This window comes from Edaphobacter sp. HDX4 (genome assembly GCF_036877565.1).
Classification (GTDB): Bacteria; Acidobacteriota; Terriglobia; order Terriglobales; family Acidobacteriaceae; genus Edaphobacter.
The window spans coordinates 121,919-138,574 of sequence record NZ_JAEDXW010000007.1; the positions used below are offsets into that span (position 1 = coordinate 121,919).

A 16,656-nucleotide genomic window follows, 5' to 3' on the forward strand; every position below is an offset into this window, starting at 1 on the left:
GCCGACTGTGCGGAGTGTAGCGCGAAGAAGAATGGACGGCTTCAGCGGCATACCTCAACTCACAAGACAGCCACATCTAACATGGGAGCTCGGCCAGAGTCCGTTTTTGCACCACCTCTGGCGGGTATAAGTGTTCGGGGAGCACGCCCGGATGCAAATGTGGTGCTGCAGCGGAAGCTTGTGATTGGTGCGAGCAAAGATCCTTTGGAACTTGAAGCCGACTGGGTTGCCGATCATGTCATGGCAACGCCGGCACATCCAGTTAGCGGAGCACTACCACGTATTCAGCGTTTCTCGGGACAATCGAATGAGCAGATGGATGCGGCGCCTGCTAGTGTTGAACGTGTACTCGCGAGTTCCGGTAGACCGCTTGAACCAGCGCTACAACAGAACATGGGGAAGCGTTTTGGCCATGACTTTTCCTTGGTGCGAGTGCACTCCGATACTGCCGCAAAACAATCGGCACTGGATGTTCAGGCTCACGCCTATACGGTCGGAAACAATATCGTTTTTGGTGAGGGCCGGTTTGCACCAGAGACACACGAAGGACAACGACTTCTAGCTCACGAGCTAACGCACGTGGTTCAACAGTCGGGACAGAAACCGAAGGACACCCACCAAAATGTATGCTATGGTCCCTTCGAAGCCGGAAGTTCAACACTCAGTCCTTTTCGGGTAGAAGGACGTACTTCCCGACAAGTAGCAAGGGCACCATTTTCCGAGGCTGACATAGCTGATTTGCGACGCTGGGGCGTTGTACCGCCGGCGAAAACTCCTGACCACGGAGACTCGCCGGCGGTTGCCAAGGGCCAGCCGTCAAACAGCCATTCGCCTGCCCCTCCGGGACTGGGGCCTAAGCCGCGGCAGACAGAAAAAGAACTTTACGATGCATTCAATGCCGACCCACATCGGAAAAAACCAACGCAAGAAACAGAAGCACCTGGTGACGAAGCAGTTATAAAGATGACGCCACTCGAACGGCTTTGGTATGCAGTGCAAAAGGCCAAAGAACCGTACCATGACGATGTAAAGGCTGAGATTGACGCCCTCTTTACCAAACAAGCGGTCGCTGTAATGGCGTTCTTCGCCGCCCTATACGTGGCTGCGCTCATTGCGGGCCCTGGTTGGATTGCCAACGGGATCGCCTTAGCGGCAATGACGATTTCAATAGTATTTGTAGGAACACTGCTGTTCCAAATCATGGCAGATCTCGGAACATTCGTCTCTGCATTAAACGCGAGGACATTTGCGCAGTTGAACAATTCGGGAGAAGCCCTCTCGCGCGCTATAGCAAAAGCAAACGTTGCTGTAATTGTTGCGCTGCTAACGCATTCCAGCAAAGGTGCGGGCACAGCTTACGATGGTCCCACGCCACCTGGAAATTTCGATGCCGTTACACCGGATGGTTTGGTGGTTCGGGCACCCGCAGAAGCATTCGACCCGAAAATACTCCCCGCCAAAGGCTTGGCGTCAACGGGGGCAGACAAGAAGCCGTCCGAGCCAACGGAATCCAAAGGAAATAAATCAACGGCGGAACAGCGCGCAGCCGAGACTGCTGCGCGCAAGGAAACGCTTTCGTCTCAAATAGGCACTATTGAAGATACACGCACAAAAATTCAAATCGAAATTGACGAACTCGATAGACAGATTCAAGGAGCAAAGCTCGGAGAAGAGAAGACAGCTCTGATTCAAAAGAAGGCTGCACTCTTAAAAGAACGGCAGCAGGCCTCAGTAGACCAGTTTGGTCTGAGGCAACAGATCGGCCGGCTAGGCCGGGCTTTGTACCTGGCATGCCGCCTATTTTCAGTTCTTGAAAATGTCCGCAAGGATGTCTTTCAGAGTGCGGCAAAGGCAAACATTCAAACCAAAAAAATAGAGTTCATTGATCAAATCTCAGGAAAGGTGACGCGGGATCCGACTGTCGAACATATCGTTTCAGTTGACGAAATCAGTGAAATGGCCGGCTTTAAGGAGTTGGGAGAGTTTGAGCGCACCGGAGAACTCAGCGACGCCCAGAAAGAAGTTCTCAGTACGAGAGCGAATCTCATGATCATGGATCGGGGTCTTAATAGTTCTAAGGGTAACCAGTCGTGGGCAACTTGGAAGTTTGGGCGCGATTTTTATGGGGCTGCGCGAGCAGATGAAATGCTCGCGCAAGAGCGAAAGCTCAAGGTTGACATACAGAAGGACATAGAAAATCGTCGGAAACAAAGAACCCGGTAACTCGAATGATACTGGTTTCCAATAGACCCGGCCCCCATACCTACGCGAACAACGGCTCCCTTTAGCGAGGTAAATCACTAGCATGAGCACATTCCCCAACTCGCCCCGTCTCCTCAAAGGTGGAATCGTCCTGTTCGGCAGTTCCCCGCTTAAGATCATTGGGCTGCAATACAATCCCGACACTCTTACACGCAGTCTCCAGGTACAGGGTATGACCGAAGGAGGCGATCGCTCCGAAGCTTTGCGCCTTAAAGGCCCGCCTGTTGAAACCATCAAGCTCGAAGCAGAGATGGATATCACCGATCAACTCGAGTTCCCTGACCAAAATCCAAATGCGAGCAAGCTGGGCCTGCACCCACAAATCGCAGCCCTTGAAACTCTCGTTTATCCGTCCAGCGACCAACTGGTTCTGAACAACAGTCTCGCAAGCATAGGCACGCTCGAGATTGTCCCAATGCAGTCCTTTCTCACGCTCTTCGTCTGGAGTAAAAACCGGATCGTGCCTGTTCGAATCACAGATTTAAGCATTACAGAAGAGGCCTTCGATCCGGCGCTGAACCCGATTCGCGCGAAGGTCAGCCTTAGCATGCGCGTTCTCAGCGTCACCGACCTGGGCTTTGGGGGCAACGGCAACTTGTACATGGCCTACCAGAAAAACAAAGAGCAACTCGCATCGTTTAACCCCAGCGCCAGTCTCGCATCACTTGGCGTCGACAGGATTGGATGAAAGGCAAATATGTTCCTCATCAGCAGCCGTTATCTGAACATTCCAACAGCCATCTACTCGGCGGCTTCAGGAACCCAATACGTCTACCTAAGGCGCCGTTTCGTACCTCCTCCTGAGGACTTTGCCGTTCTGCAAGTACATGCTGTCGTTGCGGGTGACCGCCTAGACAATCTCGCAGCCCAATATCTCGGCGATCCCGAACTCTTCTGGCGCATTTGTGACGCCAATCGCGCGATGAGACCTCAGGATCTCACCGGAACCGTGGGCCGTCGCCTGCGCATGACCCTGCCGGAAGGCATACCCGGAACGCCGAATGCTTAAAGGACTCTATCTGACGTTGATGATCGGTCCGGTTATTCCCGTACCCGTGCCGCAGTCTGTGCTTGATTCAATGACAGACATCACGGTAAATAATCACGCAGAGCCGAACGTTCCCAGCGGATTTGAAATGAGCTTTACGCTCAGCACAAGTTCTCCGTTACATACTCTATTTCTTCTATCGGGCGGTGTGTCCATTCCTGTTGTTCGCGTGATTCTGATCGCCACCGTGAATGGCATACCGGACGTGATTATCGACGGCGTGATTACCAAGCAGGACGTCAGCCCAGGCGCGAGTGCCGGATTTTCCAAACTCAAACTGACCGGCATGGACCTCACTGCTTTAATGGACCTGATCCCATTAGACGGCTTCCCTTACCCCGCGCTTCTACCCGAAGCCCGTGTCGCTCTCATTTGTACGAAGTATGCAGCTTTCGGAATCGTACCGCTTATCCTGCCGAGTATCCTGATCGACGTTCCTATTCCGATCGAGCGCATTCCACGACATCAAGGCACGGACCTGAAATATATCAATAAGCTGGCAAATGATGTCGGGTACGTTTTTTTTATTACTCCTGGGCCGGTTCCTGGAGCAAACGTCGCCTATTGGGGACCGGACATTAGAATCGGTGCACCACAACCGGCCCTGAACATAAATATGGACGCACATACCAATGTTGAATCGCTCAGCTTCGCCTTCGATGCGGAGCGCAAACAACAGCCCTACATTTTCGTTCAGAACTTATTCACCAAATTCCCGATTCCGATTCTGATACCTGATATCACTCCCATGAGTCCGCCACTCGGCCTTGTGCCGCCCATTCCCAAACATTTCAAAAACATCAGCGGCACGGCCAAATTTTCACCCATTCAGGCGGCTCTTATAGGTCTCGCGAAAGCCGCGCGCAGTGCTGATGTAGTCAGCGCGAGCGGCACGCTCGACGTGCTGCGATATGGTCGCATTCTAAAGGCCCGCGGTCTCGTCGGAGTACGCGGCGGAGGGATAGCTTTTGACGGCCTCTATTACGTCATGAGCGTGACGCACAACATTAAACGCGGGGAATACAAACAAAATTTCCACCTTACTCGCAACGGCCTTATATCCACTGTCCCCAGGGTTACAGCATGAGCCAGGAAGAAAAATATTTCGGGAAGTACAGGGGCACCGTTGTGGACAACGTCGATCCCATGCAAATTGGCCGCATTCTGGCTATGGTTCCTGACGTCTCCGGAATAGTGCCTACGAGCTGGGCTATGCCCTGTGTTCCCGTTGCGGGCAAACAGATGGGCTCATACTTTATTCCGCAAGTTGGCGCGGGCGTCTGGGTGGAATTTGAGCAGGGCGATCCCGATTATCCAATCTGGGTGGGTTGTTACTGGGGAAGCGTCGCTGAAGTGCCCGCCCTCGCGCTGGCCGGAGTCCCCCTCAGTCCCAACATCGCGCTTCAGACCACGGCGCAAAATGCCATCGTCATCAGTGACTTGCCCGGTCCCACAGGTGGCATCATGCTCAAAAGCAGTACCGGTGCAACCCTCATCGTGAATGACACCGGCATCTACATTCAGAACGGCAAAGGCGCAAGCATCATTATGGCCGGCCCGAGCGTAACTATTAACAACGGCGCAATGGTGATTGTATGACGCCGAATCCGATCACATTTCGGCGGTCGTCTGAGAGGAGGCTAGCGTGCCCGGCTTTCTGCTCCATGTAGGTGCTACCGTCCTCTGTGCTCACGGCGGCCAGGCGCAGCCGACAGTCCCGAATCCGCGCGTTACCGTAATGGGTCAGCCCATCGTCTGTATGCCCGGCCCGTATGTCATAGCCGGTTGCGCGTTGCCTCCTCCGATTATTGCAAACGGTCCGTGTATCACTGCAATGTGGGTCACAGCCGCCACCCGCATAACGTCGAATGCCCAGCCCGTTTTATTACTCGACAGCGTTGCCATCTGTGTACCAACGGGCACCCCGTTAATAATTGCCTCTACTCAAACGCGTGTTACCGGAATGTGATGATCATGAATCCAGACTTTCCGCTGCACTTCGACGACCGTGGCCGCACCAGTTGCGCAACGGAGGAGGACCACGTCCGTCAGATGATCGAGCTGCTGTTGTTTACCAGACCCGGTGAACGGGTTAACCGCCCCGATTTCGGAAGCGGTCTGATGCAGTTGGTGTTCGCACCCAACAGTCCTGAGCTTGCGGCCACAGTGCAATTCACGATGCAGGCCGCGATACAGGGTTACCTGGGAGACCTTGTGGATTTGCAGTCGCTTGAGGTGATCAGTGAGGACTCTCTGATCCATATAGAACTGAGTTACGTGCTGCGCCGAACCGGGCAGCTCAACAGCGCGCAGTTTTCGCGTCAGGTATAGCCGATGAAACCAGCAGGCATCTGCAACGACGAACAACGCCGCCTGAAAGTTCGCAGCCAGGACTTTAACGGCATAGATTACGTCGAAGCGGGCCATGATGCCCCCTCTAATAGCCTCGATATTTACTTCTTTGGTAAAGCTCCCGACGCACTTTCCACGGAGCACATTGTCATCGATGGAGGAGTGCGCATTGCGGGTATTCAGGCGACTAGCGTACACCTCTACAAGATAAACGACCCTGAGCAGGAGGACCGTGCACGAATCACGCTCAACAAGGCGGGCGATTTTTCCACCTACACACTACGCATCGTCGGCCTTCCCGGATTCGACCCTGTGTACTCCAGTTTTGATTTTCTGTTCAGACCCGATTGTCCCGCCGACCTCGACTGCCTGGATCAGAACGTCTGTGCACCGCGGGTCCGCGACGAACCTGAGATCGATTATCTCGCGAAGGATTACCAAGGCTTCCGCCAGCTGATCCTTGACCGATGGTCGTTGCTCATGCCTGAGTGGAAAGAGACCCGCGTACCGGATATAGGCATCGCTCTGGCAGAAATCCTGGCCTATACCGGCGACTATCTGAGCTATTACCAAGATGCCGTCGCCACTGAAGCTTACATCGGCACGTGTCGCCAACGCATCTCCTTACGCCGCCATGCGCGGTTGGTCGACTATTTCGTTCACGAGGGCTGCAACGCGCGTGCGCTGGTATGCGTTGAAACTCTAACCGATACAGCAGAACTCAACCCGAATGACTTTTACTTCGTCACTAACGCCCCTGTGGCCGGCAAAGGGTCCATGCTGACGCAGCAGGAAATGGATGTGGTTTCAGCCGGGTTGTATGAAGTCTTCGAACCCGTGGCGGCACAGCCCGTCCGTTTTTACGAATCTCAGAATCGTATGGCCTTCTACACATGGGGATACCGTCAGTGCAGCCTGGAGAAGGGCGCAGTCAACGCCACCCTGATAGACCACTGGACGCCCGAAAGTACCTCGCCAGCAGTGACAGTCGAGGCTGAAGATGGAGATTCGTCCTATCTTAAGGCTGCCCAATCGAGCGGATATAGAAAAACACCGGAAGGTAACTGGGCCAAACCCGCATCCCCCCACACGCCCAAAACGCGTCAGACAGGCTGGGGATCGAAGGCCTCTGGCCACGATGAAATGCCAGCATACCAGGGTCCACGCGCACGGATGCTTGACGGTCTGCAACCCGGTGACATTCTGATATTGGCGGAAGTTCTAGGTCCGAAGACGGGAGTCGAAAGCGATGCGGATCCTCTTCATCGGCAGGCCGTTCGCATCGTGCGCACCGAACGCGCAGTGGATGAGTTGTATCAGCAACCGATCGTTAATATTTGGTGGCACCTGGAAGACGCTCTTGCATTCCCGCTCTGCATATCATGTCTTGGACGCCCCCCCGAATGCCGATACATCGAAAAAGTATCGGTCGCCTTAGGCAATGTGCTGCTGGTTGATCACGGTCGACGAATCACCAATGACCCTCTCGTCGGTTGGGTGCCCCTTCAAGAGTCGGTCGCCAGTTGCATCGGAGTGGATGAACCATCGGATAAAATACAGCTTCCTGGCATCTTCCGGCCGGTTCTCAAGGCAGGTCCGATGACTTATTGTCAATCGCCACTTGCGAATGCCCCGGCGTCGAAACTGACCTTGCAGGATCCTCGTCAAGCGATTCCATGGATAACACTCCAAATGGTAACCCTAACGGGTGTTTGGGATCTGACTCTTAAAACAACAGCCGGCGAAGATTCGGCTCTCCTGATCTTTCGGCAACTGCAGGGCGAACTCGATGGCAGCTACTCTGGCAAGCTGGGAAATCTCACGATTTGCGGTTCTATAGAGGGCGTGAACGCATCTTGGAACCTGCTGAGTCTCCCTGCTACAGATGCGCTCGCTGCATTCAGCGCGACCTTCAGCGATGGCGTGCTCGAAGGCACCTTCAAGATGGATACTTCCGGTACGTTCCGGGCCGTCAAACGCCTGAAAGACCAACCCTGGATCCCTCGGCCGGATCTGCTCTCAAGCGGCCCTAACGATAACCATTTCGTCGTGGAGATGGAGGACGGCTATGCCCATCTCAGATTCGGAGACGGGCAACTCGGGCGCGCTCCCGAAGCCGGTGCTACTTTTCTTGCCAGCTACCGGATCGGTAACGGCAGCGCAGCTAATTTCGGCCCGGACACAATCACGCATATAGTGTCCCGCCAACACATCAACGGTCAAAGCATCAGTCGGATTTCCAACCCCTTGGCTGCGAGCGGAGGAACCGCCCCTGAATCCTTTAATGATGTGAAACTCTTCGCGCCTTCTGCCTTTCGATCCACCCTGGAGCGGGCGGTCACGGCCGAAGACTATGCGACAATCGCACAGCGACATCCGAAGGTTCAACGAGCGGCAGCGTCGCTTCGCTTCACGGGAAGCCGATACTCAGTCCAGCTCGCGATCGACCCCTTTGGAACGGAGGTGGCGGCCCCTGACCTGCTTGAAGAAATCAAGCGTTCTCTGTATCGCTATCGCCGCATCGATCACGATATTGAAATCGTGCCCGCTAACTATGTTCCGCTCCTGATCGAAATGACCGTTTGTGTGCGTCCAGGCTATCTAAAAGCCCATGTGAAGGCCGCCCTAATCGAGGTTCTCGGTTCCACTAGTCTCCCAGACGGACGGCGCGGATTTTTTCACCCGGATAATCTTACTTTCGGTGTGAGCATCTATCTTAGCCACCTGATCGCCATAGCACAGGCGGTAACCGGTGTTATGTCGATTAGGGTCGACAAGCTGGAGCGGCTCTACCAGGGGCCGAACGGGGAATTGCAGAATGGCGTATTACCCATCGGTCCTCTCGAGATCGCTCGCCTTGACCGCAATCCCAATTTTCCCGAGAGCGGCGTTCTCAAGCTCAACATGGGAGGTGGACGATGAACTGCGGCGGCGGCGGATTAGGCCTACCTGCTTCGGACAACACAGCAAACCGGGCCGGGTTGAGCACAATCGTGTACCGGGTTGGCACGCACTCCACCTTTTTCGAAACTATGAAGGCGCGGCTTTCGAACTTGGCCCTGGAGCTGCCCGTACAGGACCGCTGCCTCGTATTACGGAATTCTTTTCCTTTGTCCGGTCTCGGCACTCGCGAGAATGACGACTTTTCCATTGCTCTACTGGACGCCTGGGCTACCGTCGCCGATGTTCTTACTTTCTATCAGGAGCGTATTGCGAACGAGGGATATTTGCGGACCGCAACGGAGCCGTTCTCGATTTTCGAACTAGCGCGTCTGACTGGCTATCGGCCTCGTCCCGGCGTAGCATCCAGTGTCTATCTTGCTTACACGCTTGAGAAGGATCACGCGGTAGACATCCTTGCCGGCAGCCGCTCACAGAGTTCACCCGGGCCCGGCGAATTTCCCCAGTCGTTTGAGACATCGAAAAACCTGAGCTCGCGTGAAATCTGGAATAATCTCAAACCTCGTCAAACCCAGCCGCAGTCGCCGACGAAAACGGGTAAGGTTGTGTACTTGAAGGGGATCTCTACAAACCTCAAGCTCAATGACCGTTTGCTATTCACCTTCGCAGGCTCCGACCCTGTTCCCCGCCGGATCTTTGCAGTAGAACCTGATAACGACAGAAATTGGACGAAGGTATCGCTCGAACCCGTCTCGGCCAGCACCGATCGAGGCACGAAGAAAGATTTGATGCAAACCGTGCAGAGCCTGATGGGGATGAGCGCTAAGGCACCGGCCACACATCCCGTCGATTCGATGCGTCTGGGGCGCGAGGCGTCCGCAGTGACCTTAGACTCTGAGGTTGTACTACAGATCGCGGCAGTCGTTCGGCCCCAACTCGATTCACAGCACCTCATGGAGGCTGTCAGGAACGCCAATGTTAGCCTTTCGCAGCCGGCAGAGGTGTATGCGTTCCGCGTGCGCGCTTCCCTCTTTGGCCATAATGCCCCCAAGAAGCTCGTCTTCGGCAGCAACAATCAAGTCCTTGATCCAGTTGAGTGGCCCCTTACCCGCACCGTTCCTACCGCCGGTTCTCAGCAGCGGTTCACGTTTTCCGCACGGCTGGATGGCCATTCCGACAATCTTACTCTTCACACGGAGATACAAATCGGAGAGGCAAGACCGATCGTAAACGATCGCGATTTGAAAGCGGGAACGTTCGATCTGGGGAGTGGCATTGCGCTCACCGCCAAAGATCGGCCGGAGCTAAATCCTCCCTTCCAGCTCGATTACACCTTCAAAGGTTCGCCCCTGCAGATCACGATCATCCCTGTCGCGTCTCAAAGAGCACACCATGGTGCAAGCGTGGTCGGCGCAGGCACCGATCCTACAACTATCTCAGTCGACCTCAATAGTGACGGAATTCCCACGTACACCGTGGAAGGCCAAATGTCCGCCTCCACCGTACAGCCCACTGAGGAGCCCGACAGGATTTCACTGGACAATCTTTACGAAAAAATCGTCCCGCAAGGCTGGATACTGCTTGAGCACGAGCAAGAAGACGGCGTCTCTTCAATCGTAAGCCCCATTGTGACCACGGTTGAACGGTCGCGCGCCGACTACGGTATCAGCGGTAAAGTGACTGAGATCACCCTAGAAAAAAATAAATTGAATTTCAATCGAAAGAAAGTTCCGGATTTATCCATTGTCCGCGGCTTCGCTGTCTTCGCGCAAAGCGAAAGACTCGAATTGTCCGAAGCGCCGATTGAGAAACCAGTCGCCCGAGACAAAATTGAACTGGACGATTTTTATGACGGCCTCGAAGCTGGGCACTGGCTCATCGTTGCAGGCGAGAGAGTGGATCTGAAAGGAGTTCAGGGTGCCGAGCTGGTCATGCTCGCCGGCGCCGAGCATGCGGCCAACCCGGACGTTCCCGGCGACAGAATCCACACTTCCCTTCTACTTGCCGGCGGACTCTCTTACACCTATAAACGAGATACTGTTCAGATCTTTGGGAATGTCGTTCACGCCACTCATGGCGAAACGCGCAGCGAAGTCCTTGGCAGCGGCAACGCCAGTCAGGCTCTCCAGCAGTTTCAGTTAAAGCAGTCTCCGCTTACTTACATCTCCGCACCAACTGCGACCGGAGTCGAGAGTACCTTAGAGGTCCGCGTGAATGGCATGCTGTGGCACGAAGCCACGGATCTGGCCGCGCTCGGCCCGCGCGATCATTCGCTGTTCCTCCGGACAGGGAATGATTCCAAAACAACGGTTGTTTTCGGAAACGGTATACAGGGAGCCCGAGTACCTACGGGAATCGAGAACATCAAAGCGGTTTATCGTACCGGCCTTGGATCGTCGGGCAACGTCGACGCAGGGTCGATCAAAATGGTCACGACGAAGCCGCTCGGCGTAAAGGATGTCATCAATCCCATTCGGGCGTCCGGCGGAGCTGACCCTGAATCCGGCGATTCTACCCGCCGCAACGCTCCGCTCACGGTCATGTCGCTCGATCGCCTTGTGTCAGTACAGGACTACGCAGATTTCGCGCGCACTTTCGCTGGCATTGGCAAGGCAAATGCCACACAGATCGACACTACCGTTCAGGTCACGATCGCCGGGGTCGACAACATCTCTATCGATGAGACGTCCGACCTGTTCGTAAACCTTCTTGCTGCCTTCGAAAAGCTGGGAGACCCTCAACAGCGGATTCAGCTCGCAGTTTTCAAGCCGTTGCTTCTAGTGATCCAGGCCAGTGTCGCCATTCTTCCGGATTACGAGTTCACTGTTGTTGCCTCAAATATCAAGAGCGAACTACTTTCGCGTTTTAGCTTCAATAATCGAGATCTGGGCCAGAACATTTTGGAGAGCGAGATAGTCAGCGCCATGCAGAATATTGAAGGCGTGATGTATGTCGACCTCGACGTGCTGGATATCGTCTCCGAGGATCTTTCATCCTTATCACGTCAGCTTTCAATCCCAACACCTGGGACCGCAGAACCAGGGTCGATGTCCATCAAAGTTCTGCCTTGGCAAATTGCGTTCCTCGCTCCGCAAATTCCAAGAACTCTAATTCTCCTGGAGGCGAGTAATGTCTGAAACCCAGGACCGTCTCTACGAACTACTTCCCGTTTACGTCCGCCAGCAGGACGTGGAAGCCGGCGAGCCCCTCCGGGGCCTGCTGCGGATCATCTCCGAACAGGTCGATGTCGTTGAAAGAGATATCGGGCAACTTTATGAGAACTGGTTCATTGAAACGTGCGAGGACTGGGTTGTTCCATATATAGCCGATCTGATCGGCTATAAACCAGCGCCTGAAGCCGGCGAGCCCGGCGACGTCTCTAGTGCCGAAGGGCGACTTCGTAACCGCATACTTTTATCCCGCCAGGAGATCGGCAACACCATCCATTACCGTCGGCGTAAAGGAACTCTCGCGCTTCTCGAAGTGCTTTCCCGGGACCTCGCCGGATGGCCTGCACGGGCCGTCGAATTCGGGCGGCTTCTTGCTGTCACGCAATCCCTCCATCACCTGCGGACAGACCGGGGCCGATCTATCGATCTGCGCGCCGGGGATGCGCTCAGCTTGCTCGGATCTCCGTTCGATCTACTGACTCACACCATCGACGTGCGGCGTGCCAATTCGAGTCACTCCTCCGGACGGTACAACCCCGGTAGTATCGGTTTATTTGTCTTTCGTCTGAAGTCATATTCTGTTACTCGCTCCGAAGCTCACTGCATGGAAGAGGGCGACAATGCAGGGGAGCATTGCTTCACCTTCAGCCCCATCGGCAACAACACGCAGCTGTTCAGTGACGCGATGCCCCCAGCGAGTCAGAGCTGTTTCTCGGAGGAGCACGCGCTGCCCTCTCCCATCCGCCGCAGAGCATTCGGGGAGCGCATCGTGAGTAGCAGGCAGAGCATGGTCTCCGCCGCCTATTACGGAGAGGGAAAGAGCCTGGCAATCTGGCCGGGCAAAGACGCTGCGCAACCAATTCCGCGCGAGGCCGTTATTCCCGCAGATCTTTCAAACTGGCGTTACGTGCCGCCCGCACGTTACGTTGCCGTGGACCCCGTACTGGGGCGCATCTGCTTTCATCCCGGCGACGAGCCGCCTGATGTCATTGTCAGCTATCACTATGGCTTCAGCGATGATCTCGGTGGCGGTGAGTACGCCCGGCCTGCTACCTCAACCGTTGGTGAACGAATCTATTCCATCGCATCCGGGGGAACTGAGATCCAGGGCAATGTTCGCAAAGTACTCGAACAGTGGAAGCGTGATTCACCCGACCGGGCCGTTATCGAAATTACGGACAGCCAGACCTACGACGAAAATAACCTCTCCATCGTATTGCGTCCAAAACAATCTCTGGAAATTCGTGCTGTTGACGGCGCGCGTCCCGTGATTCGGATTTTTGATATCGAATCGGGTCGTGCCGAGGCACTCTCCATCTCCGGCGATGGGGGAAGCTGTATCTTCGACGGCATTCTTGTCACCGGTCGCGGTACCCGAATTGTCGGTGGCGTCAGCGAGATCGTATTTCGACACTGTACGCTCGTGCCCGGATGGGGACTTCATCCCGACTGCAAACCTCGTCACGCCGGAGAGCCTAGTATCGTGCTGCGGAACTCCTCTGCACGTTTGCGTATTGAGCACTCCATTATTGGTGGAATAAAGACCGAAGAGCCTCAACGCGAGAATGAACCCCTAAACATCACTATCAGTGATAGCGTCGTGGACGCGATGGACGCCAAATCGAAAGCGATGTGGGATCATAACTCCGCTGCTTCCTGGGTTACGTTAAAAATCTTACGCAGCACTGTTTTTGGCCAGATTCGAACCCACGCCATCGAACTCGCCGAAAACTGCATCTTCGACGGCATATTAACAGTAGCTCGCCGGCAGCGCGGGTGCGTGCGTTTCTGTTATGTTCCTCCCGGTTCAAAAACGCCCCGCCGCTACAATTGCCAGCCGGATACCGCCTCTTCCAAAGCGGGTTCTGGAAGCATCGCTGAGTCGGGCGTCATTCCAATATTCAGCAACACGCGCTACGGGAACCCTTACTATTGCCAGCTGGCAGAGAATTGTTCGTCTGCGATTCGCCAAGGTGCTGATGATGGATCAGAAATGGGCGTATTTCACGACCTGTTTTATCCTCAACGCCTATCGAGCGTGGCTGCGCGCCTTAGTGAGTACGTTCCCGCAAGCTGTCAGGTAGATATCTCTTTCGTTTCTTAAGGAGAAGTCATGAAAGGCGATTTTTCACGGTTCACGTTCGACCACACAAAGCGCTATCAACGCGTGCTCGAGCAGCAGGGACGCGTACACCTTGACGCGGACTGGAACGAACAAGTCGCTATACTTCTGGAGCGCCTCGAAACACTAAGTTCTGACCTAATCGGTCCTTTCGGCGGTCCGACGCACGCATGCGGCTTCGTCATCTCACCCAACGGAAAAAAGAACGATTTCAATATTGGCAAGGGGCGCTATTACGTGGATGGCGTATCGTGCGAGAACGATGACGACAGTGTTACGTATCTTAGCCAGCCTTTCGAGCCGGCGAAAAAAAATCTCGACGGTGGCGGATTGATCTATCTCGATGTGTGGGAGGATTACGTCAACGCCATTGAGGACGAAGATATTCTGGAAAAAGGTCTCGGCGGCCTTGATACAGCGGGACGCTCAAAAATTTTCTGGCAGGTGCTTACACTTCCGTTCGCAGATCCCTTTTTTGATGGGCCAGAGGACGCCAAACCGGAGTCCATCATCAAAAATTGGCCTAAATTTGCCGCCCACTTCCAGCCGCCCAATCGTGGCCACCTGAGCGTCAGGCTGTCACCCGGCGAAAGCGTTGAAACCGGACCCTGCATCGTCTCGCCAACATCGCGCTATCGCGGCGCGGAGAACCAGCTCTATCGGATTGAGATTCATCATGGTGGCACAAGTGAAAAGGCGACATTCAAGTGGTCGCGAGAGAACGGTTCGGTGGTGTTTGCCATTGCATCCGGCCACGGCAAGACCTTCAACCTGCAAAATCAATGGAACGACCCGACGCTTGGCCTGGAGATCGACGACTGGGTGGAACTGGTTGACGATGCTACTCGTAGTCCTGGACATCCCGGCCCTCTGTTGCAGGTTAAGTCCGTCCCGTCGAAATCGCAGATCACGGTGGATCAGGACATTCCCGAAATCAAAAACTCTCCACACAGCACAAAGGCGTCCGTTCGAACTCCGTATCTTCGCCGCTGGGACCAGAAAGGCCTGGTAAACGGGGCCGACAAAATCGTTGAAAACGCGTGGCTCCCCTGCGAGAACGGTATCGAATTCAGATTCGAACACGCCCCGGAGCCAGGCATCAGTTCCTATCGCACCGGCGATTACTGGTATGTGCCGGTGCGCACTGCAAACAATGGCGAGATTTTAGTATCTGGAAAAAGACAACCAGATGGAATTGTGCATCATTACGCACCGTTAGCCACGATGGTCGTCAGCGGCGGCATCGTTAGCAACGTGGATACCACCTGTCTGAAGAAGTTTGATCCTTTTCCTGCGGCGAAGGCTTAAGAAGGATATTTAATTCGCTCGGAGGTTATCCGATATGAGCATCTGCTCTAATTGCAATAAGAAAAATCCCGACGGCGCGTCTGTTTGCTGGGCCTGTCAGGAGCCTCTGAGTGAGGTCCCGGGCTCTCAAAGCCCGACAAATCAACCGCTGCCCCCGACTCCTGTTCCAATACCGGTACCCCCATCGACTCCTGCTCCGGTTCCGATTGCAACTCCAACCTCGGCTCCCGTACCGCCAACAACTCCCACACTTCACTCTGCGCTGCATGCTCCGTTAGAGTTGCTGCTGGGACGCAGCATCGAACCTCATGAACCGCTCGGCGATGTCGCCTCGGAGGTAAGTCAAAGAGTCGAAACCTTGCATCTGGCTGGCGCCTTGCCGAACCAGCCGCAACTGCTAAGTGAGCTGGTGAAATTCGTTGGACCGGTTCAGCCTGGTACCCCTGCAGCCCCGGTCATATCCGCGTTATTGAATTCGATTCAGAAGATCGCCCCAGCCGGGAACACCATTCCGGTTCCTGCGGTTCTTGCCACCATCCTTCGACCATTTCCTCAAGGTTTCATGTGGTTGGCAACGATGCTCGCGCCGTTGCTCATTGGAGGAGGAGTCGGAGTGCCCTTATGGCAAAAATTCTTCGGCGGCGACAGTGCCAGAAGCCAGCAAATCAACAGCAAAGCCGACGATCTGACGAAAACGGCGGTAGACCGCGAAAGAGTTGAGATGCAGGCTCAGACAAAGGCACAAATAGACCAAATCAAGACAGAGGCGGAGGCCAAAAGAAACGCGGACCTGGAACAAGCACAGACGGATTCGAAGGCCCAGTTGGACGCAGTCCGCGATAGCATGAGCAAGGAAGAACAGCAGAACAAACTCGCCGTCGCAAAAGCTATTTCCGCCGCCAACGCGGCAGAGGCTGAGGCAAAGCGTGCCCGAGACGATTTCAACAAGGCCAGCGTCGCCAACACAAAACTTGTAATGCAGAACGCAGACCTGAATGCGAGGATCGACTCCACCTCAAGAGAGAGCCGATCTCTCCACGATCAGGTTGGAAGGCTCAGCGTACCGCGAGGCTATGTAGTGTGGCGGGGTACCGGAAATGCGGAGGTGCATATCACAAGTGCCGATCATACCGGCATAGAAGGTGCTTTTCCAAATGGGTCCTGCTTCGTGGAAGACGTGTTCGGAGAGCATATCGATCGCAAAGACGCAAAGGGTCGAAAATGTTCGGATTTCACTTTCAAGCCCACGAAGAAATCTCCAACGGCTGCCTATATCCTTTGGAGAACCACACCGTAGAAATATTGAACCTTCTCTCGTATGCCTCTAGCCAGGAATCAGCCCAGCAGCAGGAGGTCTAGAACGCAATGAGTCTCCACACTTCCGCGCAGATGAAGCCAGCAAAGCCAATGGTTGCGCTTGCAGACAGTAGCGTTTTACAGCGTAACTGCGCTTGTGGCAACCGCAAGACTACACATGAGGAGTGCACTGAGTG

The 16,656-nt window shown here is 54.7% G+C and carries 11 protein-coding genes; all 11 read left to right on the plus strand.

What is annotated here, in order from left to right; genetic code table 11:
- Window positions 1-159 precede the first annotated feature (159 nt).
- The 11 genes from JAO29_RS09195 to JAO29_RS09245 all read left to right on the plus strand — a co-directional run bounded on the left by JAO29_RS09195 (window position 160) and on the right by JAO29_RS09245 (window position 16,460).
- Complete coding sequence (locus tag JAO29_RS09195; protein ID WP_334267907.1) at window positions 160-2,223, plus strand: eCIS core domain-containing protein; 2,064 nt, start codon at window positions 160-162, stop codon at window positions 2,221-2,223.
- A gap of 211 nt (window positions 2,224-2,434) precedes the next feature.
- Window positions 2,435-2,950: a hypothetical protein gene (locus tag JAO29_RS09200; protein WP_334267908.1), complete on the plus strand. Its 516-nt coding sequence runs from the start codon at window positions 2,435-2,437 to the stop codon at window positions 2,948-2,950.
- A 9-nt stretch (window positions 2,951-2,959) separates the two neighbouring features.
- On the plus strand, window positions 2,960-3,271 hold the full coding sequence (locus JAO29_RS09205) for a LysM domain-containing protein (protein ID WP_334267909.1): 312 nt from the start codon (window positions 2,960-2,962) through the stop codon (window positions 3,269-3,271).
- Complete coding sequence (locus tag JAO29_RS09210) at window positions 3,264-4,397, plus strand: hypothetical protein (protein WP_334267910.1); 1,134 nt, start codon at window positions 3,264-3,266, stop codon at window positions 4,395-4,397. The genes JAO29_RS09205 and JAO29_RS09210 overlap by 8 nt, the downstream gene beginning before the upstream one ends.
- Window positions 4,394-4,909 carry a phage baseplate assembly protein V gene (locus tag JAO29_RS09215; protein ID WP_334267911.1) on the plus strand — a complete coding sequence of 172 codons (516 nt, stop codon included), beginning with the start codon at window positions 4,394-4,396 and terminating at the stop codon, window positions 4,907-4,909. The genes JAO29_RS09210 and JAO29_RS09215 overlap by 4 nt, the downstream gene beginning before the upstream one ends.
- A gap of 375 nt (window positions 4,910-5,284) precedes the next feature.
- The gene (locus tag JAO29_RS09220; protein ID WP_334267912.1) at window positions 5,285-5,641 is read left to right on the plus strand and encodes a GPW/gp25 family protein; all 357 of its coding nucleotides are present in this window, start codon (window positions 5,285-5,287) and stop codon (window positions 5,639-5,641) included.
- Between the two features lie 3 nt (window positions 5,642-5,644).
- Window positions 5,645-8,584 carry a putative baseplate assembly protein gene (locus JAO29_RS09225; RefSeq protein ID WP_334267913.1) on the plus strand — a complete coding sequence of 980 codons (2,940 nt, stop codon included), beginning with the start codon at window positions 5,645-5,647 and terminating at the stop codon, window positions 8,582-8,584.
- A complete protein-coding gene (locus JAO29_RS09230) occupies window positions 8,581-11,700 on the plus strand; it encodes a putative baseplate assembly protein (RefSeq protein ID WP_334267914.1) in 3,120 nt (1,039 codons plus the stop codon). Before JAO29_RS09225 ends, JAO29_RS09230 begins: the two co-directional genes overlap by 4 nt.
- Window positions 11,693-13,837, plus strand: a complete 2,145-nt coding sequence (locus JAO29_RS09235; RefSeq protein ID WP_334267915.1) for a hypothetical protein — start codon at window positions 11,693-11,695, stop codon at window positions 13,835-13,837. The genes JAO29_RS09230 and JAO29_RS09235 overlap by 8 nt, the downstream gene beginning before the upstream one ends.
- 9 nt (window positions 13,838-13,846) lie before the next feature.
- Window positions 13,847-15,163, plus strand: a complete 1,317-nt coding sequence (locus tag JAO29_RS09240; protein ID WP_334267916.1) for a DUF6519 domain-containing protein — start codon at window positions 13,847-13,849, stop codon at window positions 15,161-15,163.
- Window positions 15,164-15,725: 562 nt separating this feature from the next.
- On the plus strand, window positions 15,726-16,460 hold the full coding sequence (locus JAO29_RS09245; RefSeq protein ID WP_334267917.1) for a hypothetical protein: 735 nt from the start codon (window positions 15,726-15,728) through the stop codon (window positions 16,458-16,460).
- Window positions 16,461-16,656 lie beyond the last annotated feature (196 nt).

Coding starts and splice junctions, on each gene's coding strand:
- JAO29_RS09200 (WP_334267908.1), top strand. CDS start 2,435: ATGACCGAAGGAGGCGATCGCTCCGAAGCTTTGCGCCTTAAAGGCCCG.
- JAO29_RS09205 (WP_334267909.1), top strand. CDS start 2,960: ATGTTCCTCATCAGCAGCCGTTATCTGAACATTCCAACAGCCATCTAC.
- JAO29_RS09210 (WP_334267910.1), top strand. CDS start 3,264: ATGCTTAAAGGACTCTATCTGACGTTGATGATCGGTCCGGTTATTCCC.
- JAO29_RS09215 (WP_334267911.1), top strand. CDS start 4,394: ATGAGCCAGGAAGAAAAATATTTCGGGAAGTACAGGGGCACCGTTGTG.
- JAO29_RS09220 (WP_334267912.1), top strand. CDS start 5,285: ATGAATCCAGACTTTCCGCTGCACTTCGACGACCGTGGCCGCACCAGT.
- JAO29_RS09225 (WP_334267913.1), top strand. CDS start 5,645: ATGAAACCAGCAGGCATCTGCAACGACGAACAACGCCGCCTGAAAGTT.
- JAO29_RS09230 (WP_334267914.1), top strand. CDS start 8,581: ATGAACTGCGGCGGCGGCGGATTAGGCCTACCTGCTTCGGACAACACA.
- JAO29_RS09235 (WP_334267915.1), top strand. CDS start 11,693: ATGTCTGAAACCCAGGACCGTCTCTACGAACTACTTCCCGTTTACGTC.
- JAO29_RS09240 (WP_334267916.1), top strand. CDS start 13,847: ATGAAAGGCGATTTTTCACGGTTCACGTTCGACCACACAAAGCGCTAT.
- JAO29_RS09245 (WP_334267917.1), top strand. CDS start 15,726: ATGTGGTTGGCAACGATGCTCGCGCCGTTGCTCATTGGAGGAGGAGTC.